The organism is Paenibacillus aurantiacus (assembly GCF_042431225.1).
GTDB classification, from domain to species: domain Bacteria; phylum Bacillota; class Bacilli; order Paenibacillales; family Paenibacillaceae; genus Paenibacillus_Z; species Paenibacillus_Z aurantiacus.
On record NZ_JBHMDO010000047.1, the window covers coordinates 23,155 to 45,178 of the forward strand.

At 56.9% G+C, this 22,024-nt stretch carries 22 protein-coding genes; 3 read left to right on the forward strand and 19 right to left on the reverse strand.

The features are described from left to right. Positions 1-277: 277 nt before the first annotated feature. From ACFFSY_RS28470 to ACFFSY_RS28500, 7 genes are all read right to left on the reverse strand, one after another. Entirely contained in the window at positions 278-1,828 is a 1,551-nt protein-coding gene (locus ACFFSY_RS28470; RefSeq protein WP_377500580.1) for a response regulator, read from the reverse strand. Then, positions 1,803-3,719: a sensor histidine kinase gene (locus ACFFSY_RS28475; protein WP_377500582.1), complete on the reverse strand. Its 1,917-nt coding sequence runs from the start codon at positions 3,717-3,719 to the stop codon at positions 1,803-1,805. Before ACFFSY_RS28475 ends, ACFFSY_RS28470 begins: the two co-directional genes overlap by 26 nt. A 109-nt stretch (positions 3,720-3,828) precedes the next feature. Further along, positions 3,829-5,553, reverse strand: coding sequence for a type 2 periplasmic-binding domain-containing protein (locus ACFFSY_RS28480; RefSeq protein ID WP_377500584.1), 1,725 nt, complete (start codon positions 5,551-5,553; stop codon positions 3,829-3,831). 84 nt (positions 5,554-5,637) lie between these two features. Next, complete coding sequence (locus tag ACFFSY_RS28485; protein WP_377500585.1) at positions 5,638-6,525, reverse strand: carbohydrate ABC transporter permease; 888 nt, start codon at positions 6,523-6,525, stop codon at positions 5,638-5,640. Between the two features lie 18 nt (positions 6,526-6,543). Then, positions 6,544-7,512 (reverse strand): ABC transporter permease, encoded by a 969-nt coding sequence (locus ACFFSY_RS28490; protein WP_377500587.1) that lies wholly within the window; start codon positions 7,510-7,512, stop codon positions 6,544-6,546. A gap of 249 nt (positions 7,513-7,761) precedes the next feature. Further along, positions 7,762-8,076: a hypothetical protein gene (locus ACFFSY_RS28495; protein ID WP_377500589.1), complete on the reverse strand. Its 315-nt coding sequence runs from the start codon at positions 8,074-8,076 to the stop codon at positions 7,762-7,764. A gap of 348 nt (positions 8,077-8,424) precedes the next feature. Continuing rightward, positions 8,425-9,660, reverse strand: coding sequence for a GTP-binding protein (locus ACFFSY_RS28500; protein ID WP_377500591.1), 1,236 nt, complete (start codon positions 9,658-9,660; stop codon positions 8,425-8,427). Between the two features lie 349 nt (positions 9,661-10,009). Here ACFFSY_RS28500 and ACFFSY_RS28505 point away from each other — a divergent pair, with 349 nt between their 5' ends. After that, positions 10,010-10,747 (forward strand): GNAT family N-acetyltransferase, encoded by a 738-nt coding sequence (locus ACFFSY_RS28505; protein WP_377500593.1) that lies wholly within the window; start codon positions 10,010-10,012, stop codon positions 10,745-10,747. A gap of 93 nt (positions 10,748-10,840) precedes the next feature. Here ACFFSY_RS28505 and ACFFSY_RS28510 read toward each other — a convergent pair whose 3' ends face one another. From ACFFSY_RS28510 to ACFFSY_RS28530, 5 genes are all read right to left on the reverse strand, one after another. Beyond that, positions 10,841-11,308: an acetylglutamate kinase gene (locus tag ACFFSY_RS28510; RefSeq protein ID WP_377500595.1), complete on the reverse strand. Its 468-nt coding sequence runs from the start codon at positions 11,306-11,308 to the stop codon at positions 10,841-10,843. Between the two features lie 256 nt (positions 11,309-11,564). Beyond that, positions 11,565-12,314, reverse strand: coding sequence for an amino acid ABC transporter ATP-binding protein (locus tag ACFFSY_RS28515; protein ID WP_377501540.1), 750 nt, complete (start codon positions 12,312-12,314; stop codon positions 11,565-11,567). A 12-nt stretch (positions 12,315-12,326) separates the two neighbouring features. Further along, positions 12,327-13,004 (reverse strand): amino acid ABC transporter permease, encoded by a 678-nt coding sequence (locus ACFFSY_RS28520; RefSeq protein WP_377500597.1) that lies wholly within the window; start codon positions 13,002-13,004, stop codon positions 12,327-12,329. Between the two features lie 12 nt (positions 13,005-13,016). Continuing rightward, positions 13,017-13,850 carry an amino acid ABC transporter substrate-binding protein gene (locus ACFFSY_RS28525; protein ID WP_377501542.1) on the reverse strand — a complete coding sequence of 278 codons (834 nt, stop codon included), beginning with the start codon at positions 13,848-13,850 and terminating at the stop codon, positions 13,017-13,019. Between the two features lie 281 nt (positions 13,851-14,131). Beyond that, positions 14,132-14,836, reverse strand: a complete 705-nt coding sequence (locus tag ACFFSY_RS28530) for a class I SAM-dependent methyltransferase (RefSeq protein WP_377500599.1) — start codon at positions 14,834-14,836, stop codon at positions 14,132-14,134. 148 nt (positions 14,837-14,984) lie between these two features. Here ACFFSY_RS28530 and ACFFSY_RS28535 point away from each other — a divergent pair, with 148 nt between their 5' ends. Both ACFFSY_RS28535 and ACFFSY_RS28540 read left to right on the forward strand, forming a co-directional pair. Continuing rightward, on the forward strand, positions 14,985-15,749 hold the full coding sequence (locus ACFFSY_RS28535; RefSeq protein WP_377500601.1) for a hypothetical protein: 765 nt from the start codon (positions 14,985-14,987) through the stop codon (positions 15,747-15,749). Between the two features lie 12 nt (positions 15,750-15,761). Continuing rightward, positions 15,762-16,220, forward strand: coding sequence for a hypothetical protein (locus tag ACFFSY_RS28540; RefSeq protein WP_377500603.1), 459 nt, complete (start codon positions 15,762-15,764; stop codon positions 16,218-16,220). A gap of 20 nt (positions 16,221-16,240) precedes the next feature. Here ACFFSY_RS28540 and ACFFSY_RS28545 read toward each other — a convergent pair whose 3' ends face one another. The 7 genes from ACFFSY_RS28545 to ACFFSY_RS28575 form a co-directional block, all read right to left on the reverse strand. Further along, positions 16,241-16,585, reverse strand: coding sequence for a hypothetical protein (locus ACFFSY_RS28545; protein ID WP_377500605.1), 345 nt, complete (start codon positions 16,583-16,585; stop codon positions 16,241-16,243). A gap of 262 nt (positions 16,586-16,847) precedes the next feature. After that, positions 16,848-17,363, reverse strand: coding sequence for a GNAT family N-acetyltransferase (locus tag ACFFSY_RS28550; RefSeq protein WP_377500607.1), 516 nt, complete (start codon positions 17,361-17,363; stop codon positions 16,848-16,850). A 100-nt stretch (positions 17,364-17,463) separates the two neighbouring features. Further along, entirely contained in the window at positions 17,464-17,862 is a 399-nt protein-coding gene (locus ACFFSY_RS28555) for a VOC family protein (protein ID WP_377500609.1), read from the reverse strand. Positions 17,863-17,974: 112 nt separating this feature from the next. Then, on the reverse strand, positions 17,975-18,658 hold the full coding sequence (locus ACFFSY_RS28560; protein ID WP_377500611.1) for an ABC transporter ATP-binding protein: 684 nt from the start codon (positions 18,656-18,658) through the stop codon (positions 17,975-17,977). Further along, positions 18,655-19,773, reverse strand: coding sequence for an FtsX-like permease family protein (locus ACFFSY_RS28565; RefSeq protein ID WP_377500613.1), 1,119 nt, complete (start codon positions 19,771-19,773; stop codon positions 18,655-18,657). The genes ACFFSY_RS28560 and ACFFSY_RS28565 overlap by 4 nt, the downstream gene beginning before the upstream one ends. Before the next feature lie 68 nt (positions 19,774-19,841). Next, positions 19,842-21,212, reverse strand: coding sequence for a sensor histidine kinase (locus ACFFSY_RS28570; RefSeq protein ID WP_377500615.1), 1,371 nt, complete (start codon positions 21,210-21,212; stop codon positions 19,842-19,844). After that, positions 21,209-21,886: a response regulator transcription factor gene (locus ACFFSY_RS28575; RefSeq protein WP_377500617.1), complete on the reverse strand. Its 678-nt coding sequence runs from the start codon at positions 21,884-21,886 to the stop codon at positions 21,209-21,211. The genes ACFFSY_RS28570 and ACFFSY_RS28575 overlap by 4 nt, the downstream gene beginning before the upstream one ends. Positions 21,887-22,024: the final 138 nt, after the last annotated feature.

Below are 22,024 nucleotides of genomic sequence, written 5' to 3' on the forward strand. Positions count from 1 at the left end.
GCGACGCGCATCTCCCGTCAACGAGTCTCTCCCCCTCGGCCACGCAAGCCATGCCTCGACTTTACCATAGCCGCATGCACTATGCTTCTTCCCGATTGCGATTGTGGCGGCGCGCCTGCTGCTTCGGTGCTTGACGGATGCCACGCTCCCCTCCCGCTTACCGCTCCATGTTGTCAGGTTACGAGGAAATGTACGGGTGAAGAATCCGCGGCCTGCCATTGATGTGAGCCGGCCGCTCTTTCACCCGTGCCGACGCGCTTAACCTGATAACCTTAGATTACCGCTGTGTAGGCTCGCGGACGGCGCGGTATTCAAGCGGAGTGACGCCCTCCATCTCGCGGAACACGCGGGTAAAATGCTTCACATTGTCGAAGCCCGCCTGTTCGCTGATCTCATACACCTTCATATTCGTGCCCGCGAGCAGCTCCTTCGCCTTCTGCATTCGCAGCTTGCGCAAGTAGCTGACGAACGTCTCGCCGGTATAATCCTTGAACGCCTGACTGAAATAGGAATAATTGAGCGACACGTAATTCGAGACCATTGCCATATTCAAGTCGCGCTGGTAGTGCTCATGGATGTAGTCGATCGCCCGCTGCAGGTCGCCGCGTTCGTGATGAACGTGCCGCATGCGGCCGACGTAATCGCTCACCAATTGCAGCAGACTCTCCACGCTGCGGTAATAATCATGGAATTGATCGAAGCTGTACAGGTCGCCGACCTGCTTGTGCAGCTTCAGGATATCCACCGATTCTTCGCCGTACTGCCGGAACACGCGATCGAAGACATGCTCATTGAGCGCCCGGCTGATGCCTTCGAGATAACTGATATCGTAGCGCATGATCAGCCGGATATCGAGCACGTGCTGAAGCAGCCGGTTCATCTCCGCATCCCGGCCGCTGCCGAGCATGTTGGCGATTTTGTGAATATCTTGCAGCGGGACCTTCTCCATCACCTCTTTGCCGCCGATATCCGAATAATGGACGACGCCGCTGCCGGAATGCAGCAAACTGTATTTCAGCGCCCGCGCCGCTTGTTCGTAGCCGGTCCTGACCATCTCCATGCCCGATAACCGTCCGCTGCGGCCGGCGCGGAATCTGTTCTGGGGCCGGTATTGAACGGCAAGCCGTTCCAACGGCTCGCTGCGGCCGCAGATCAAGACAAGCTTGCCGTCCTTGTCGTAGAAGCGGAGACTTCGTTCTTCATCGCTCAAGCAGGTCAGCTCCTCGACGCGCGCGATCCATTTGGCCCGGTCGTCGCCCTGCAGCTCCTCTCCCGACTTGACGACCCCGACGTAGAAGCCTTCGTCCAACCAGCCTAGACCTGCCTTGACCAGCCGTTCGCGAACGTCCGCCGGATGAACGAGCTGCTCCATGAACAGCAGGTTCAGCTGCGTCGCCGCCAATTCCGCCTGAATCGCGGCCGAATCGCGCATCGCGCCGGCAGCCGTCTCCTTCCGCTGGCGCTCGGCCTCCATCCGGCGCAGGACGCCGAACAGCTCCTCGCGCACGATCGGCTTGAGCAAATACTCCCTGACCTCGTAGCGGATAGCCGCCTTGGCGTATTGGAAATCGTCATGCCCGCTCAAGATGATGACATCCGGCCGTTCTTTCCGCGCATGAAGCGCGTCGATCAGCGCCATGCCGTCCATAACCGGCATGCGGATATCGGTAATGACCAGATCGGCGCCCGTCTCGTCGATTCGAGCCAACGCCTCCTCGCCGTCGGCCGCGAAATCGAAGACATAGCCGCCGGGAAATTCGCGTTCGATCATCGCCTTCAATCCGGCGCGTATGTTCTTCTCGTCATCCACGATCAATAGCTTGCGCATGCGCGGTCGCACCTCCCGTTAAGATTAAATACGGCAGCGTCAGCGTTACCTTGGTGTAGCTGCCCTCCACGCTCTCGACGCGAATGCCGTGCGGCTTGCCGTAATTCATGACGATGCGCTGGTCCACGTTGCGCAGGCCGATACCGCTCCCTTCGCGTTCGCCGCGAGCGGCCGCGCTGCGCAGCTGCTGGTATTCCCCATCCTCCAGTCGAATCATCAAGTTCACTTCCCGCAGCTTGCTCTCTTCGATGCCGTCTCCGTTATCGCTGACCTCGATCGCCAAGCAATCGTTCAGCTCGTAAGCTTTGATCGTGATGGTCAGCTTCTCCCGGGTAGCATGCCGCGCGCCCATCCCGTGCTTCACCGCATTCTCGACGACCGGCTGCAGCGACATCTTCAGCACCTCCTGGTCCATGTACGCCGGCGACACCTCGACATGCAGCTCCAAATGGTTATCGTAGCGGATGTTCATGATCGCGATGTAGTTCTGGATATGCGTCAGCTCGTCTTTGAGCCGGACGTGGTTGCTCGTCCATTGGAGGTTGTAGCGCATCATGCCGCCAAGCGACGTCAGCGAGTCGGAGATCGCGTACTGGCCTTCGATCTCCGCCATCATTTTCAAATTCTCCAGCGTGTTGTACAGAAAATGGGCGTCGATCTGGTTCTTGAGCGAGTTCAACTCCGCTTCCTTCGTCGCCGCCTGCCGGCCGACCGCCTCGACGATCAGCTCGTTCATTTTCTTGAGCATTTGACGAAAATGATAGGCCAGCTCGCCGACCTCGTCCATGCTCGTTATCGCGATGTCGACGTTGAAATTGCCTTTGCGCACCTGCTTCATCGACTCCCGAAGAATCGTCAGCTTCTTCAGGATGAGCGAATGCATGACGTAGGAGCTGATCGACAGCAGGACGATGAGGAAGAGCGTCGCGAAAATGATCGTGTTCCGGTTCTTGCTCACTTGTTCCAGCGGTTCCTTCAGCGAGACGACGTTGAGCAAATAGCTGTCCAGTCCCTCTAGCCCGCTTGAGATGCACAAGAACGGATGCCCCTTGTACGTGAAGGAGAAGCTGGCCGGCACTTCCGAGAGGCGCGTCTGGAATTGACGCACGATCTCGCCCGCCGGGATCTCACGAAAAATCGCCGCCTGCTCGTTCGTATACGCGCGGCCCTCCCGATTGACGACGATCATCTGCGATTCGCTGTCCTGCATGCTGCTGAACGTCTTCGCGAAGAAATTGTGCGCCTCCATCTTCACCTCCAGCACGCCGTTATGGCGTCCGTCGAGGTAGAAGGTCTCCCGCAGCAGCGAGACGTACAAGCCGTTCTGCGTGCCGCCCGTCACGTCGTTCACGACATCCTTCGGACTGCTGCCGATGTCCCACCAGACCAATCCGTTCCGCCCGGTCACTTGCTCGTACCACGGCTTATCCAAGATGCGGCGCTCCCGAAAGATAACCGGGTACATCTCCATCACGTTCGGATTCTCGGTGTACAGCCGAATGTTCGCGATGCTCGGGTTGTTGAACAGGAACTGCTGGAACGTCGCGAAGGCCTCCATCTTGAAATCGAACAGTTCGCCGGTCTCCGGCTCCTCCGTCGAGCCCAGATAGGCTTCGATCTCGCTGTTCGGAGTAATGGCCAGCTGCGCGGTTCGCTCCATAAGCGCCATATTGCCGGCAACGCTCGACTTCTCCACCTCGAGCATGAATTGGCTCGTGCGCTTCAAATCCTCGATCGCCTTGCGATACACATCGTTGAACAAATACCACGACACGAGCATAATCGGGATCAATATGATGCAAATAAACGAGAGAATCAGCTTCAGTTGAATCGACATCCGGCCAATCATCTGCATCAGGCTCAACTTTCCGTTCCGGGCAAGCTTCCCCATCCTGCCAACACCTTCCTTGCCCTACAGGTAGTAATAGCCCGGAGGCCGCTCACTGGGAGCAGCTTCCAGGCTGTCTTTAGGTTGCCTCTGTCGAGGCCGGATGCGCGTATTACTTGTTCAGCGCCTCCAGTTTCTTCATATTCTCTTCGTACATCTTCTGACGGTACGCGTCGATTTTGTCCTGCTTGTTCTTCGTCCGGTCCGCGACGTAATCGTTCCAGATCTCATCGAACTCCGCGTCGGACTTGGAAAGCAGCAGCTTCGGCAGCGCCTTGCCCCAGGTACGTGCATTTTTGCTGCCTGCGATGCCTTCTTCGGACGTCGGCGGCGCGTCGAGATTGTCGTATTCGGACATGCTGATCGACTTGCCGAGCGTCCATTCTTCCATGCTCTTAGCCGGTTCTGCCGAAGGCGGCGCCCATTGCAGGTTCATGTTCGTGTCCATGAGCATCCAGTACGTGTAAGATGCGCCATACTTCTGGTCGAAGCCGGTACGGTCTTTGTTCAGCAGTTCGAGCACTTCCGGCTTGAACTGGTCTTTGCCGTCGATCGTGTCATACGTAACGCCCTTCTCGCCGAGGAACATGTCTCGGTTGCCCTCTTCGCTGATCAGGTAGCTGAGGAACTGGATCGCGCGCGCCTTGTCTTTGACGTCCTTCGAGATGAGCGTGAGCGTCCAGCCGGAGATGCCAGGGCCGGAGAGCGTCGGCGCTTCTTTCTTCGAGTTGGCCGGACCGTTCACCGCGATGTACACCATGTTCGGGTCTTTCTGATAAAGCGCCGTGTTCTGCGCCGCGAAGTCGGAGCGCTGGTACAGCATCGCGAAGTAACGGCCTTGCGCGATCTTCTCTTCCATCTGCGGACGCTTGTCGATGAAAATATCTTTGGCGAGCAAGCCCATCTCGTTCGCTTGACGGAACGTCTTCAGCCAGCTGATATATTCCGGATCAAGACGGCGGTCGTACAGCTTGCCGTCCTTCTGCTGCGGAATGGCCAGGAAGTTCTGCAGGTATCCTTCGAGCGAGTAGTTGCCCGTCTCCGTGAATTCATGCAGGCCGAGCGGAATGAGCGGCTGACCGTTCACGTCCGGGAATTTCTCCTTGGCAGCCTTCAGCGCATTGAGGAAGCCTTCCGGCGTGCTCATATCCGGCTTGCCGAGCGCCTCATACATGTCTTTGCGTACCGCGAACGTCTGGTTCGACGTAAACTTGGAGCCGTATTTCTCGTAATCCGCCGGCGATGAAGAAGCGTTCGGATAGCCGTACACGTTGCCGTCGGGCTGCGTGTACCATCCCAGTTTAGCAGGATCGGCGACTTTAAAGAAGTACGGATCGTACTGGTCGGCCAATTCGTTCAGCGGCAGCACGAGCTTGCCGTTGATCATCTTGCGCACGCCTTCCTCATACCAGCCGAGCGTGATGAAATCCGGCAGCTTGCCCGAAGCGATCATCGTGTTCAGCTTCTCGTTCTCGTTGCCCGCCGGCACGATGAAGTTGACGCTGACGCCCGTCTTCTTCGTGATATAGTCGGCCGTTGCGTCGCCACCCCACTTCTTGTTGAACCAGGAGAAGTTCATGTACCAATCGAAGGTGATCGGCTCGGTGCTGCCCTGCCAGCCCGGCGTGTCCGCGCTCGGCTTCTGCTCTTCCGGCGCAGCGGCGTTGCTGCCGCCTTCCGCGGTATTCGTTGCCGCTGCTCCGTTGTTCGTCTTGGCGCCGCCGTTGTTGCCGCCTCCGTTGTTGTTCCCGCTGGAACATGCCGCCAGCGTGAACGCCATCGAGCAGACGACGGTAAGCGCGGTAAGCGAGGTCATCATTTTGCGCACTTTGCTCATCTACACTAACCCCTTTTCTATGCTTGGTTGAAATCTATTAGCAACCCCCGCCGGGTAAGGCGGGGTTGATAACCATAGCCGCGATTAACCTTTGATGGAGCCGATCATGAAGCCTTTGACGAAATACTTCTGCAGGAACGGGTAGACCACGACGATCGGCGCCGTCGTCACCACCATCGTGGCGAGCTTGAGCGATTGGCTCGTGACGCTGACGGATACGCCGCTTGGCATGGCCGCGAGCATCTGGTTCGAGCTCGATTGTGCCACGACCCGGTACAGGTAGGTCTGGATCGGCTGCAAATTCTGATCGTTCATATAGATCATGCCGGTGAAATAGTCGTTCCATTGATAGACCCCGTGGAACAAGGCGATCGTGGCGACGACTGGCAGCGAGACGAACAGAATGACCTTGTAGAAAATCTTGAAGTCGTTCGCCCCGTCGATCTTCGCCGCCTCCTCCAAGCCCGCCGGGATCTCCCGGAAGAACGACAGGAAGATGATCAGATCGAAGAAGCTGAAGGCCGCCGGAATAATGTACATTAAGAAATTATCCAGCAAATGCAGATCGCGAATGAGCAGGTAGTAAGGAATCAAGCCGCCGCCGAAGAACATCGTAATCGTGCCGATCAGCATGTACAGCTTGCGGCCGAACAACTCCTTGCGGGAGAATGCGTACGCGACCATCGCGGTGAAGAAGACATGCACCGGCACGCCGATGAGCGTCTTGGCGACCGTAATGCCCATCGCCGTCATGATGCCTTCGCTGCGGAATACCGCGTGAAAGCTGGATAAACTGAACTCTCTTGGCCACCAGTAGATACCGCCGCGCATGGCATCTTCCCCGTCGTTGAACGCGTTGATGATGACATACCAGATCGGGTAGAGCATTAAGAAACAAATGAGCAGCATAATGATGGCATTAACGATTTCGAATACCGTCTCGGAGACGGTTTGCCGCTTGAAGGAGAACATGGGCTGCACCGCCTTTGACTAGAATAAGGATGTATCGCTCAGCCGCTTCGTCACCCGGTTAGCGGCGAGCAGCAGAACAAGCGCGATTAACGATTTGATCAGTCCGACTGCCGTCGCATAGGAGTACCGTCCGGAAGCCAAGCCGGTCTGATACACATAGACGTCGATGACGTTACTGGACGTCTCGTTCAGCGCGTTGCGCAGGACGAGAATTTGATCGAAGTTGGAATTGAGAACACCGCTGATCGCCAGGATGAACAGAATCGAGATCGTCCCTTTGATCGAAGGCAACGTAATATTCCAGATCTTCTGGAACCGTCCGGCCCCGTCGATCGTCGCCGCTTCATACAATTCGGGCGATACGCTCGATATGGCGGCCAGGTAGATGATCGCGGACCAGCCAAGTTCCTTCCAGATGTCGGAGGATACGACGATCGACCAGAAATATTGCGGCTCTGCCAAATACATGATCGGTTCGTCAATCCACCCAAATGCCATCAGCATCTTGTTGATGATCCCCACGTCGGCGAGGAACGTCGCCATGATGCCGCCCAGAATGACCCAGGACAGGAAGTGAGGCAAGTACGAGATCGTCTGCACCCACCGCTTGAAGATCGCCGAGCGAAGCTCGTTGAGCAGCAGAGCGAATATAATCGGCAGCGGAAATCCGATAAGCAGCTTGAACAAACTCATGCCGAGCGTATTCTTGATGACGTACGGCAAGCTGTCGTCCTCGAGAAATGCCTTGAAATGCTCCAAGCCAACCCACGGCGCTTCGGAGATCGAGAAGATAATGTCATAGTCCTTAAACGCGATAATAATCCCGTACATCGGAATGTAGTTGAACACGATCATCCACGCCACGCCGAGCAATGCCATCACTTGAAGGTAACGCTGGCCGTAAATTTTGCGCCAGATGCTAGTCGTTCTCGCCTTCCCTACCGTATTGCTCTCCCGCTCCGCGCCGCTTTGCGCCTTTGCGCCCATCGGCCGCACCTTCCTCTCTCTCTATCATGTAAGCCCTTTCTTTGTTCTCATTGTAGAATGCGGACCGCGATAATAATAGGCTTGCGATTTTGGTTATGGTGACGTTTTTTTAGGTCACGGCGAACCGTCACTCGTCGGCTGTGGCGCAAATATTCGGGCGAAAAAAAGAAGCCAACCCGCTGGTTGGCTGACCGCAAAAACGCGAAAGGCCATCGGTTAAGATGACCTTCGCGGGTAGTGCCATTCAATTTAACTGAAGAAATTCGCGTAAATTAGGAAACCGCCGATTGGCAGCACCCACAGCAGCGGGATGCAATTCCACAACAGCGCCGCCTTATACCGTCTACGGGAGAACGAAATCCAGCTTAAAATAAGTCCGGCGATCAGGCCGACCGGGTACGCGACGATAAGCAGAAAGATCGCCCACACGCCAAAATGGTTCTCTGATCCGGGCGAATCGAACATCATGACCGACGCGATCGACACGAAAATCCAGACGAGCACGAACAGCAAATAAATAATTTGCGGGATAATCAGACCCGCTAACGCTTTCTTCTTCGACATATCCCCATACCCTCTCTGTGCGGCTCCAAAGCCTCTCAGAGCTATATTACGATTGGACGAGGAAAACTGTAAAGCGAAATTCGACAAATTTCTACCTAACACAGAAACAGCGGCCGGCTGCACCGTTTCTACCCGAAAGAATCCACGTTTCGCCTCCTTGCATGTCTCGTGCTCGATCGGCCCGCATGACGCAAAAAACATTTTTAAAAAAATTTCGCCAGCCTGTTTAATCCCCTGTTAGCGGGGGTAATAAGAATCAACGACCCCCCATTCATATAAACACTTGGACCCGCATTCGTGCGGGTCGCTTTTTTTTGGGGGGAGAGGACCGGCCAACGAGGGCGCGCACTAGATGGCCGCGTTCGGCAGCTCATCCTCGAACGATTGCCAATCTAGCGCCATCTCTTCTTCCGTCAGCAGACAAGCGTCCAGGCTGTCTGTAATCCGCTGCGGGTCTAGCCCGATGCCGATGAACACGACTTTGTTGATCCGGTCCCCGTAACGCGGATGCCAAGCCTCGCGCAGTTCCGGCTCTTCGCGTAGGATGTCGTTCTTCTCCGCGTCCGGCAGCGCCGCAACCCAATAACCCGAAGGGCCGAATTGGATCGAGGGGCCGGCCTGACTGATGCTCTGTCCGATATCGCTGCGCGTCGCCAGCCACATGATGCCTTTCGCCCGCACGATTTCTTCCGGCCAGTCCGACATCCACGCCATGAGACGCGCCGGATGAAACGGCCGCACACGCTCATATACGAAAGAGCCGATGCCGTACTCCTCCGTCTCAGGAGTATGCGAAGGCTTGTCCAGCTCCCGCTGCCAGCCCGCGGAAGCGCTCGCCGCTTCGAAATCGAAGGATCCCGTGTTCAGAATATCGGCCGGATTCACTTTGCCGCCCTCTGCGCGGATCAGCTTCGCCCGCGGTTGAAGCTTCCGCAGCACGCCTTCCAAATGTGCGAGATCGGATTCTTCGACGAGGTCGCACTTGTTCAGCACCAGCACGTCGCAAAATTCAATCTGGTCGATCAGCAAATCGACCACTTCGCGCGTATCGTCCTCGTGCGCCTCTTGGCTGCGGTCCATGAGCGTCTCGCCCGATGCGAAATCGCGCCAGAACCGATAAGCGTCTACGACGGTGACCATCGTATCGAGCCTGCATACGGCACTCAGATCGATGCCGAGTTCTTCGTCCACATACGTGAACGTCTGGGCGACGGGGACAGGCTCGCCGACGCCGGTCGACTCGATCAAGATGTAATCGAAACGTCCTTCCTCGGCCAGCCGCTGCGTCTCGCGCAGCAAGTCCTCGCGAAGCGTGCAGCAGATGCAGCCGTTCGACATCTCCACGAGCGTCTCGCTTGTACGCGACAGCCCGCCGCCGTCACGGATCAGATCGGCATCGATATTCACCTCGCTCAAGTCGTTAACGATGACGGCGACGCGCAAGCCCTGCCGATTGTTCAGCACATGATTCAAGATCGTCGTCTTGCCTGCGCCGAGATAGCCGCTCAATACGGTCACCGGTATTGGTTTGGCAGGTGTTAACGGCTTGTGATTGGATTCGGAAACGTTCATTGCGGGATTCATGATAGTTGAAAACCTCCATATGTAATTTTTACGCTTATGCAGCATGTGATTTCATTCCCGGATACGAATACGAGTGTGATCGCGAGCGTGAGCGCATATGAGAAAGGTCATCGCGTCTTGAGTAACGTATTTCATGACCGATAACATAATCGCATCCGATGCGTTAGTTAACCCACTCGTTAATCCGTAATTTTTACTTTTAAACTCTATCATGACCAAGTCGTTGAGTCAAATGTAATTATTACACTTATACGAAACCATTGTTTGATCCATGCTTACTACTGATGCAATATTGTATTTTTATTCATTTGAATGTATATTAATTCAATGTAGAAATGGAGGTTATGCCATGGACGTTACATTTATCGAAGAGCTGTCGCTGAATCATTGGCCGGCGCTCTCCACCTTGCTCTATGACGGCTGGGTGCTGCGCTTTGCCGAAGGTTACACCAAGCGCGCCAATTCAATCAGCCCTCTCTATGCCGACAAGCTGGAGTTGACCTCTAAAATCGACGTTTGCGAGCAGATCTACAGGGAGAATGGGCTTCGTCCAATCTTCAAGCTGACGGACGCCTCGCCTGCCGCGTTGGATCGCCACCTTGCGGAACGCGGTTATGAGCAAGTCGATCGGACCAGCGTGCAGACGCTGCCGCTCGATCAACTCCGTGATCCGCAACACGCCGCAATCAGTATCGAGGATCATCCCTCCGATGCTTGGATCGCAGACTTCTGCAGACTGAACGGATCGCCCGCCGATCACCAAGCCGTCATGATACGAATGCTCGGCAAAATTCGAACGGCAGCGGGCTTCATTCGGCTCTATGAGGAAGGAAGAGCGGTTGCTTGCGGCTTCGGCGTCATCGAACGCGGGTATATCGGACTTTACGATATCGTGACCGATCCCAGCTGCCGGAACCGCGGACTCGCCGAGCAGATGATCCTGCACCTGCTGCAATGGGGAAAAAGGGAAGGCGCACGCTTCAGCTATTTGGCCGTCGTGCTGAATAATGCGCCCGCGCTAAGGCTGTATGCCAAGTTAGGTTACAAGGAAGCGTACCGCTATTGGTATCGCTGCGCCCCCTGCTAGATCCCGACTGCTCCCGATAATTCCTGCTAGCTTCTGCCGGCTGCCGTTAGCTTCGGCTCGCTTGCCGCGCTCAATCACCAATCCCCGCTGCGGTCAGCCGGCGAAATTCGCCGGGAACTGCCGGATGATGCCGCTTGTCATCGTATCGGCCATCTCGAGCGCCTGCGGTTCAATCCGATCGCTAAGCGCGACGTTCTCCGCATAATTCCCCATCAGTCGGGTGGAGACTTCGCTAGTTAACAGCCGCAGATGCTCGTACATCATCCGCTGCCATTCCGCTTGCGACCAATACGGGTTGATGCGGCCGAGGAATGATGCGATCTCGTCCGCATTCTCATACCAGCGCTTCTGCGCGTTCTCGGCCGCCGCCGTATTGCCGGCTTGGAGCGCCTTCACCAGCTCGGCCGCTATCGTCAGATGACTGCGGAGCAAGCTGGCGAATCCCGAAGCGATCGCAGTGCCGTACAAGGGCTCCAGCGCGGCGCCAAAATCGTCGGCATTGCGCAGCAGTCTCGCGGTTGTGGCGCTCTCGTCGGGAAGGCGGCCGACAATGCTGTTCACGGTCAGCCGGGTCCAAAATATGTGCTGCTCCCACAATGATCTGAGCTTTCGGTCAAGCTCTACTTGCGAAGGCGTCCACATCATAGGCGGTTGAACTCTAAAATCATAATAAGGATAGGCTTGGTAGTATCCGTACATATGCGTCGTTAACTCCTTTGCCAATATACTGCTACAGTATATTGGCAGGAGCTCGCGTCCGTGTTTGGCCCAGGCAAAAACTAAAAAAGAGGAGCCGCAGCTCCCCTTGGGTCGATCATTATCTAGTGTCCGTCAACCTCGACAGGAACATCCTCGTCCGCTCGTTAGCGGGTTGCTTCAGCACCTGATCCGGCGTGCCCGCCTCTACGACAGCGCCATTGTCCATGAAGACGACCTGGTCGGCGACCTCGCCCGCGAATTTCATCTCGTGCGTGACGACGGCCATCGTCATCCCTTCCGCCGCCAGTTCCCGGATCACCTTCAGCACCTCGCCGACCAGCTCGGGATCAAGCGCGGACGTCGGCTCGTCGAACAGCAGCACCTCCGGATCCATGGCAACCGCCCGCGCGATGCCGACGCGCTGCTGCTGGCCGCCGGAGAGCTGATGCGGATAGGCGTCCGCCTTGTCCGCAAGCCCCACTTTGCGCAGCAGTTCGACCGCGCGCAGCTTTGCCATCTCAACTGGCTTGCGCTGGACGATGACCGGCCCTTCGATAATGTTCTCCAGCACGGTCCGGTGCGGGAACAGATTGTAACTTTGGAACACCATGCCGGTCCGCTTCCGGATGTCCAATACCGCGTTCTTCGCCGGCTTGCGTCCGCCCGAGAAATCGAGCGATAAGCCATTCAGGCTAATCAGCCCGTCCGTCGGCGTCTCCAGCAGGTTCATGCACCGGAGCAAGGTCGACTTGCCCGATCCCGAAGGGCCGATGATGACAAGCACCTTGCCTTTGTCCAGCGTCAGATCGATGCCCTTGAGCACCTCGTGGCGTCCGAACGACTTTTTCACATTCGTCATTTGCAGAATCATAATCAACCTCTATCTGGCCGAATAACGGTCGAACCGCCGCTCCAGCCTTGCTTGCAAGAATGAGAGCACCGTGCTGAACATCAAGTAGATGAGCGCGGCTTCCGAGTAGAGCAAGAGCGGCTCGTAATAGGTCGCCGTAAACTGCTGCGCCTTGCCGAACAGCTCCGTGAGCGCGATGCTTGCCGCCAAGGACGTATCCTTGACGAGACTGATGAACGAATTGGACAGCGGCGGGACGGCGACGCGCGCCGCCTGCGGCAGCACGACCCGGCGCAGCGTCTGCACCCGCGTCATGCCGAGCGAAAAGCCTGCTTCCCACTGCCCTTTGTGCACCGACAGGATGGCGGCGCGAATTACTTCCGAATTGTAGGCGCCGACGTTCAGCGTAAAGCCGATGACCGCGGCCGGGAATGGATCGATGATGATGCCGACATGGGCAAGCCCAAAGAAAATGATGAACAGCTGCACAAGCAGCGGCGTTCCCCGGAAAATCCACACGTAGAAGCGCGCTATGCCGGATAAGATCCGGATATCGGACAACCTCGCCAGCGCGGTCAGCAGGGCGACGATCAATCCGAGCGCGAACGAAATCAGCGTGAGCGGAATCGTAAAAAGGACCCCTGCTTTCAGCAGGGGCAGGAACGAATCCACGAAGATGTTCCACAATCTGGTCGATTGATCACTCATATCGAACGCCTGTTATTTGGAGACGTCGGCGCCGAAATATTTCTCGGAGATGGCCAAGTACGTGCCGTCGTCCTTCATCGCCTTCAATGCTTCGTTGACCGCTTGCACGAGTTCGGGATTGCCTTTGTTGAACAAGAATGCGCTTTGCGAAGCATTGTCGGTCTCGTCCACGATTTTGATCGGCGCTTCCGGCTTCTGCTTCTTGAAGTCCAGGAACGACAGGCCGTCGTTGATCGTCGCGTCGATCCGCTTCGAGATCAGCAGCTCGATCGCTTGATTGAAGCCGTCGGTCTGTACGATTTCCGCGCCGTTGTCCTTGGCGATCTGCGTCAGGTTGCTCGTGAGCGACTGGCCGGACTTCTTGCCTTTCAGATCGGCAAGCGACTTGATATCGGTGTTATCCTCATGCACGATCAGCACCGCCTTGGAGACGATGTACGGATCGGAGAAATCGTATTTCGCTTGGCGCTCTTCGTTAATGGACACTTCGTTGGCGACGACGTCGAAGCGCTTCGCATCGATGCCCGCGAACATGCCGTCCCATTTGGTCTCGACGAATTCCGCTTCCACGCCGAGACGCTTGGCCACTTCGCGGGCCAGCTCCACGTCGAAGCCTGTCAATTCGCCGCCGTTGTCGTGGAACGTGAACGGCGCGTAGGTGCCTTCGGTACCGAAGCGGATTTTGCCTTCCTTCTTGATCGTATCGAGCAGCGTCGCCTCGGCGCCAGTATTCGTCGTGCCGCTGCCTGCTTTGGAATTATTAGACTCGTTCTTCGCCCCGCATGCCGTCAGCGCCATCGTCAGGATGACTGTCAGCATCAGCAGCACGTAATTGCGTTTCTTCATCATGCTATTCTCTCCTTTGTTGTCTACGGGAGTTCTCCCTCTATTCCTACTAGATTAGTAAGATATCGAACATCGTAACATCTACTAGTATATGCCGTCAACTCGGTAGATTCAACTTTTGTCCGGCTTATTAACTTATTTTCTGAGATAGTATTCCATATTAATGTGAACATATACGATTTTTTGGAAATCAAGCAAAAAATCACGCCGAATGAAAATAGGACCGACGCCAATATGGCATCGGTCCTATCCACAGCTGCTGATTGTCGCACATGATCGGATTACGGCTTGCGAACCGCGAAAGTTACGCAATCCGAAGCCAGCTCGACCTGCCGACCGCCGCGATCAATCGGGAATGTAAGCGGCTTGCTCACATCCGTCAGCACCTGCCAACCGGCATACGGGCCGGCCAACATATCATGCAGCCGGGCTTTGGTCATATTCAGCTCGAACATCGGCGTGACCAGCTCCCCCGTGTCCATGACCGTCTCGGTGATCGACGTATTGACGAACAGACAGTTCACGCCGCCTTGCTTCGTGCCAGCCGCCATCTCCGCAAGCTTGCTTGCCAATGCCTCCTCCGAAGGAAGATGCTCCAGGCTGGATATCGCGATGATGTAATCATAGGCTTCCGCTTCGATCCGGAACGCCTCAATCTCGCACCGCACGCCGAGTATACACCGTTCGACTCCGAATTCCCGGCTGTATTCTTCCTGTTTGGCAATCGCGGATTCCAACAGATCGACGCCCGTAACAAGACCGCCGCTTCCGCTAATGCGCCGCGCGATCGGTATGCTGTGCCGGCCCGGGCCGCAGCCTAGATCCAACACCTGAATATTGTCGCGTTCGGGCAGCTCATCCAGCAGCTCCATGACCATTCCGACAGGCTTGCTCATCCACGTGCCCGCTTCGAACAAGCGGAATTCCTGGAACAGCTCGTCGTGATACAGCTTCTCCGCTTCTCTGATTCGCGCAATTCGTTCCATACGTCCTCGCCCCCTTTATTTCCTCAATTTAACATCCTGCTTGCCAATGGACAATGGGACTTGGAAACGTTGGGCTTACTTGGAATATCCCAGTCGGTTTATGTAAAACCTGAGTAGCATCGACCCGCTGCCGAAAGGAGTATCCGACATGCCCCCAACGACCGCAAGACGCCCAAGAGCACACATATCGCCCTTCACGACCAACCAACTGCACTTGCGCAATCCATGGGTCGTTGCTTTCTTCGCTTTCTCTTACCCGGGCTTCGCCAACTTGCTGCTGCAGCGTTATACGAAGGCGTTCATCCTTATACTCTGGGAGATCTTCATTAACAATAAAGCGCATGTTAATACGGGAATCATGTATTCGCTGCAAGGAAAATTCGAATTAGCCAAACACGCGCTTGATCAGAATTGGCTGATTGCGTATCTTGGCATCTATATGTACGCGATCTGGGACGGCTACCGGACCACCGTCGACATCAACAAGCTCTATCTGCTCGCCGACCGCGAAGACGCCCCTATGGTCGCCACGCGTATCGGTCCTTGGGACATGAATTATATGGACAAACGCAAGCCTTGGGTCGCGCTCGCTTGGTCGGCCATCATGCCCGGACTCGGCCATTTGTATGTTCACAAGGTGATTTCCGGGTTGTTCTTCTTCGGCTATACGACGGCAGTCATTTATTTCTCCCACTTGCTTGTGGCTGTCCACTTCAGCTTGACCGGGCAGACGGCTGCGGCGACCAAATCGGTCGACATGCAGTGGTTGATGTATTTGCCGTCCATCTACTGTTTTATCTTCTATGATGCTTACATCTCCTGCGTCGAGCAGAACAAGCTGTTCGAGAAAGAGCAATCCTATTACCTGCGAAACCATTTTCAATCGGCTGCGTTCAAAATGCCGTTCAAATGAGGTGCCCATCCGGTGTATATCATCGCAACCTTCGAGCAGTCCATCTTCCTGGAGCTTGCGCTGTCCGCGCTTACGGAGAAAGGGCTGACGAATGAGCATATTCTGGCCGTGCCGCTGGATAAGCGGACGGAGCCGCGCAAGCTGTTCGACACGATCCACAGTGCGGACGGCTTCAGCACGATGGATGCAGCGGCCATTCTCGGAACCTGCCTAATGCTGCTCGGCGCGGTATACGGGTACGAGCTGGCTTGGGGTCCGATATGGTGGGGCTTAATTGGCGTCTTGTCCGGCGTCGCGATCGGCTTCGGACTCAAAATGCTCCTGCTGCGCAAATCAAAAAACGGCGCGAAAGCCATCACGAGCGAGGTTGTGCTCATGATCCGGTGCGAGGAGCGCGACCGAGAGAAGATCGAAGAATTACTCTGGAACAACACGGCGCTGGGCGTATCGGCCATTAAACATCTATACTGAGCACTGTCCGAGCTGCCTCGTTAATCGATCGCTTTAACCGTATAATGGCGCCGCTCGCCCGCAGCCGCTTCGATCCATGCCCGGAGACCCGCGCGGCTAAAGAAGAGATCGTTATTCAAATTGAAGTAGGGCAGCTTCATCCGGTCGCTCGCCAGATCTTGTTCCTCCTCGCTGATGATCTGCTTCACCTGCGCCTCGGTCATATTCAGCGCCGCTGCCGCTTCGCCAAGCGTCATTACCGCTTTCTCCCCGCCGGACGTCTGCACGAGCGGAGATTCCCCCGTTCTCAGCACGAAGCATCCGACGATGAACGACAACCCTACGATAAAGCTGGCGATGACAAACGTAAATCGACTCGTAAACATATCATTCTCCTTTCCAATCAACAGATGACTCTACTTAAACGAGATGGTAAGGAAAAATGTTACATTTTGTTCGGATTTGCCCGCCCGTAGCGGAGTCGGGTTGCCCCGCATCGCGCTCGCTTCCCGGCGCACGGCGCCACCCACGGCACATGAATGCTCGGTCACGCGTACGCGGTCAAATCTCGTGCCGGCAACATGAATAGCCTGGAATGCGCAATGTAGAGCACTCCAGGCTTCTCGCCACGCTATGCGCACCCGCTTATTACTTCACGTTGAGTGCCTTGGTTAAATACAACGTCAGATCGTCATCCGCTCGTACGAGTCCACCTGGTTGAACCGTCTCGCCCCCGTAACACAGACCTCTTCCATCCGGCACATAGCCTCGTCTGGCATAGAGTCGCTGCGCCGGACCGTAATCCGCATACAATCCGACGCCAATGCCGATCGACGCGTAACTGCGCGAAGCGATCGCCTCCAGCTCGACAAGCAGCTTGTCGCCAATCCCGCGGCGCCGATACTCCGGCAGCACGTTCAAATCGTTCACTTCCGGGATGCCCGCCTCCCGGAACGGGGCGTACTGCGATTCCTTCACCAGATGCCCGCATCCTGCGATCCGTCCATCGGCTTCAGCCAGCACGGTGATCCGCGCGCCGCCGCGGCAAGCTTCGAAGCACTCGGCATAATAGCCGATCGGTCGGTCGATGCCGCCTTTCTGGAACGCCTCCCGCCAGATCGCCGTTTCCTGAAGCGTCTGCAGCGTGTAAAGTTTCACATCCATCCGCGTTGCCTCCCCTTATGAGTTCGTCCATAGGAGAGCTTATGCCGCGGACGCGCCGGGATTGCCTCTTGGGCGGAGAAAAGCGCGTTGTCATATTTCCTCAATCATGAGGCAAATTGAGCTGCCAGGAAACGCCGAATCGGTCGACAAGCCACCCGAATTTCTTGCTGAAGCCGTAGTCGCCGAGCGGCATCAGTTCTTTCCCGTCTTTCGACAGACCGGCGTAAAGCTTGTCCAGCTCCTGCTCGGTGTCGCAGGCGATAAAGAGCGAGAAGGAAGGCGTAAAAGTGAAGGCGTGTTCGATATTGCTGTCGATGCACATGATCTCCTGACCCTTTAACGAGAAGGTCGCCTGCATGACGCTGCCCTCCGGGCCGGCTTCATTTGGTCCGTAACGGGTTATCCGCTTGATTTCGCTTCCTTCGATGAGCGATACATAAGCGTTCATCGCTTTCTCCGCCTGGCCTTGAAACATCAGAAACGGCGTGACTGTGCTCATACCCTTCCACTCCTTGTCCGTAGTCGTTCGGATCATGACCTGTCGAAGATCCTGTCCAAATATTATACCAGAAGCAGCATTTAAGATGACGGACCTCTAATGGAGGGACAGTCTATTGGGCGACCAAACGCCCGTCCTTCATATAGAGCACGCGGTCGCAGAAGGACAGGACGCGATCGTCATGCGTGACCATGACCGCGCTTTTGCGCTCCGCCTTCGTCCGCTCGGCGATCATCCGCACGACGTCCTTCCCGCGCGCCGCATCCAGGCTAGCCGTCGGCTCATCCGCGAAGAGCACGGCCGGATCATTCATCCATGCCCGCGCGATGGCGACGCGCTGACGTTCCCCGCCGGATAGTTTCTCCGGATAGTAGTCGGCGCGATGAGATAACCCGAGCTGCTCCAGCAGTGTCGACGCGCGGCGTTCCGCCTTGCGCTTCTCCATCCCTGCCAGCTTGGCCACGAGCATCAGCTGCTCCCTGACGTATAGATACGGAATTAAATTCGCGCTCTGAAAAATAAACCCGATCTTGTTCAGCCGCAGCTCGGCCAGCTCGAGCGGGCTCTTCCCCGCGAACGATTCGCCGTCGATGCGCACTTCGCCGCTCGTCGGCGCAAGCAGCGCGCCCGCGATGGACAGGAACGTGCTCTTGCCCGAACCCGAAGGTCCCATGACGGCGACCAGCTCGCCTTCGCTTACCTCGAGCGATAATTGGTCCAGCACCGTGATGACCGCCCCGCCGTCCGCGAACGTTTGCGTAACGCTTCTCATCGATAGTCGTGATTGCCTGCTCATGCCGCAGCCCTCCCGATCGCGGTCAGCGCATCCGTTCGCGCGACTTTCGCGACAGATAATAGGGAGCCCGCGGCCGCCATGCCGAGGAATAGCAAGCAGGTCAGCAGCAGCGTGCCCGTCTCCAACCGGAACGGCAAGCTCGCGGGGAGTAACGCTTTCGCCAGCAGGATAAGCAGCGCGCTTACCGTCAGGCTTCCGATCGCCAGCAGCAGCACTTGGCCGATAACGCTGCCGGCCAGATAGGCCGTGCGTGTCCCGATCGCTTTCAGGACGCCGAACTGCCCGGTCTTCTGAAGCGTGATTACATAAAAGAATACGGCCAGCACGAACGCCGCGATGACGAACAGGAAGACGATCATCATCAGGAGCGATCCCTGCTCCTCTTGGTAACCCGGAATCGCCGAGACCGCATCCGTCTTGGCAATAATCTCGGCGTCCGGTAGCGCATCCCGAAGCGCCTGGAGCTGATCGCCGCTCGCTTGGACCGCGATCGCATTGTACGAAGCGTCCGATGGAGACGCTGCCGCATGGGACGTTCGCGACTGCATGGCGGTCCAATCGTTCAGGCTCATGAACACGGCCGGCGCGTGGCTGAACGACTCGCCATCCACGAAGCCGGCGATCGTAAGCCGCATGCCGCTCGCGACATCCACGATGGCTCCGCCGACTTTCGCCCCCGTATCCGCCAGCTTGCGGTCCACTAGGACGGTCAGAGCCGCATCGCCTGTTATCGCGCGGCCTTCCGCCACGCTCGGCGCCAACCATCCGTCCATATCGACGGCCAGCAGCGCCGCATCGATCTTGCTTGGCGATCCCTCCACCGTCACCGCCGACATTCGGATCGCCAGCGGGGTCGCCCGCGTGTCTCCGACCGCCGCTTGCGCCGCGTCCAGCTCCTTGATCCCCACCGCGGACCTCGCCAGACGATGCTCCGACTGCTCCTGCAGCACGAAATGCGTCGCTTTCATATTTTGAATCGAAGCCGCATTATCATAGGCCAACCCGCGCGCCAGTCCCGTCACGAACAGCACCAGGAACGACACCAGCAGCATGATCAGCGCGATCAATGCGTACCTCGCCTTCGCATGCCGAATTTCTCTTATCGCCAAAAACATGTTCGCATCCCTCCTCGTTTGCTGCCCTTAGTGTAGGAAGCGAACATGAACGGCGTATGAACGATTCGTTACAATTCGACCGTGAAAGTCGTCCCTTGACCCGGCCTGCTCTCCACGTCGATCGTTCCTCCATGAAGCTGAACGATCTTCTTCACGATCGACAATCCGAGTCCCGCGCTGCCGGACTCCCGCTCCCTTGCGCGGTCGGCCCGATAGAAGCGGTCGAACAGAAACGGCAGATGCGCTTCATCGATCCCATCGCCCGTGTCGGAGACGCGCACGACGACCCGCTCGCCCTCTTGCTCCGCGCGAATCTCGATCGAACGGCCAGCCGGTATATGGCGGATCGCGTTGCCGATCAAGTTCATCCATACTTGCATCAACAGCACCTCGTCGCCTTCGATCTCGATTCCCTCCGGCACGGCCAGCTTGAGCGCAAGCTCCTTCTCCTCCAGCTGCCACTCCAGCAGCTGCGCCGTCTGCCGGAGCTGCGCGCGCAAGCTGAACTTCTGCCGCCGCATCGCTTCCCCGCCCTGTTCCAAGGAAGTAAGCAGCAGCAGCTGTTTGCTTAGTTGTGACAGTTGACGGCTTTCCCGGGCGATAATCGCAGCGAATCGTTCACGTTCGTCTGCCGGCAGGCTCCGATCTGCCAGTACTTGCGCGAACCCTTGAATCGACGTTAACGGCGATTGGATTTCGTGCGAAACGTTCGCGACGAACTGCTGACGCGCCGCTTCAGCCCGCTCGAGCTCCCGGCTCATCGTCATGAAATGCCCGGCCAGCTGCCCGATCTCGTCGCGCCGCTTCGTCGGCAGTCTCAACTGGTAGTGACCTTGCGCAATTCGCTTGGTCGCCTCGCTGAGCCGGGTAATCGGCCTGACGAGATAACGGGTGCTCGCCAGAAAAACAAGGATGCTAAAGACGACGGCGAGCAGTCCGATCATGGCGAAGAAACTGCGCAGTTCCCCGAACTGCAGCAGCACGTCCGGACGCATGAACAATGCCTGGCGGGACGCCCCCGTCGCAAGCGGGATGCCCACCGTATTGCTGGAAGCGTTGTCGAAGAAGCCCGAGACGAACGGCTTGTTCGGGAAGCGCGCGACGCCGTGATAGATCTCGCCCGCCAAGACGCCCCTCTTCGCTTCCTCGGTCAAATCGCGTTCCCGGAACGCCCTGCCGTAGTAGCGCTCCTTCCCCTGCTCGTCCACGACCAGAATCTCATAGCCCAAGGACGCCGCATTGGTTAGATACATCTCCATCGTCTCCGGGCGCGCTTCGATGAACGAGGCCATCTGTTCGGCAATGCCGACCAGCTTCCGATCGTTGAACGGCTTCAGCTTCGCATGATAATACATATTCGACACGAGGAAGCCTAGCAAGCTGCTGACCAAGATAGTAGCCAACGTAATGAGAAATACACGCGCGTACAGCGACCTCACCGGCTCTTCACCTCGACTTTGTAGCCAATGCCCCGCACTGTCTGGATCGTGAAATCGTCCGCGTAATCGGCGAACCGCTGACGCAGTCGTTTGATATGCACGTCGACGGTGCGTTCATCCCCTTCGTAATCGACGCCCCATATAAGGCGGATCAGCTCTTCCCGAGCGAACAGTCTCCCGGGATATTGCGCCAGCTGCGCTAACAGCTCGAATTCTTTCATCGGAAGAAGCAGCGTCTCTCCCCCTGCCGTCACTTCGTAATTTTGCCGGTCGATCACGACCTGGCCAAGCTGAATGCGGTCGCTCGATGCGCGCGAATAACGCCTGAACAGCGCTTTGATGCGGTATAGCAGCTCCTCGGGCTCGAATGGCTTCGTCACGTAGTCGTCCGTACCCCGAAGGAACGCCTGCTCCTTGTCCGACAGCTGGTCTCTGGCCGTCAGCATGATGATGGGCAAGTCATACTGCTCCCGGATATGCTCGCACAGCGCAAGCCCGTCCATCCTCGGCATCATGACGTCGAGAATCGCCAGATCGAATAGCTGCTGACGGAGCATCGCCGCCGCTTCCTCCCCATCCCGGGCCTCCGTCAACCGATAACCTTCCCGCGTCAGTACTTGGCGCAGCAAGACGCGAATATGCGCGTCGTCATCCGCGATCAATAGATGTTTCATCCGTACTAACCCTCCCAAGGTTCGTGCCTCGCACTTAACTCCGCCTTAGAATACCACAGCAGGGCGGCGGGATGCGAAGACGAAAGCGAGCCGTCAACGCCAACAAACGCCGGAAGAGCGTCATTGCCGACCTCCTCC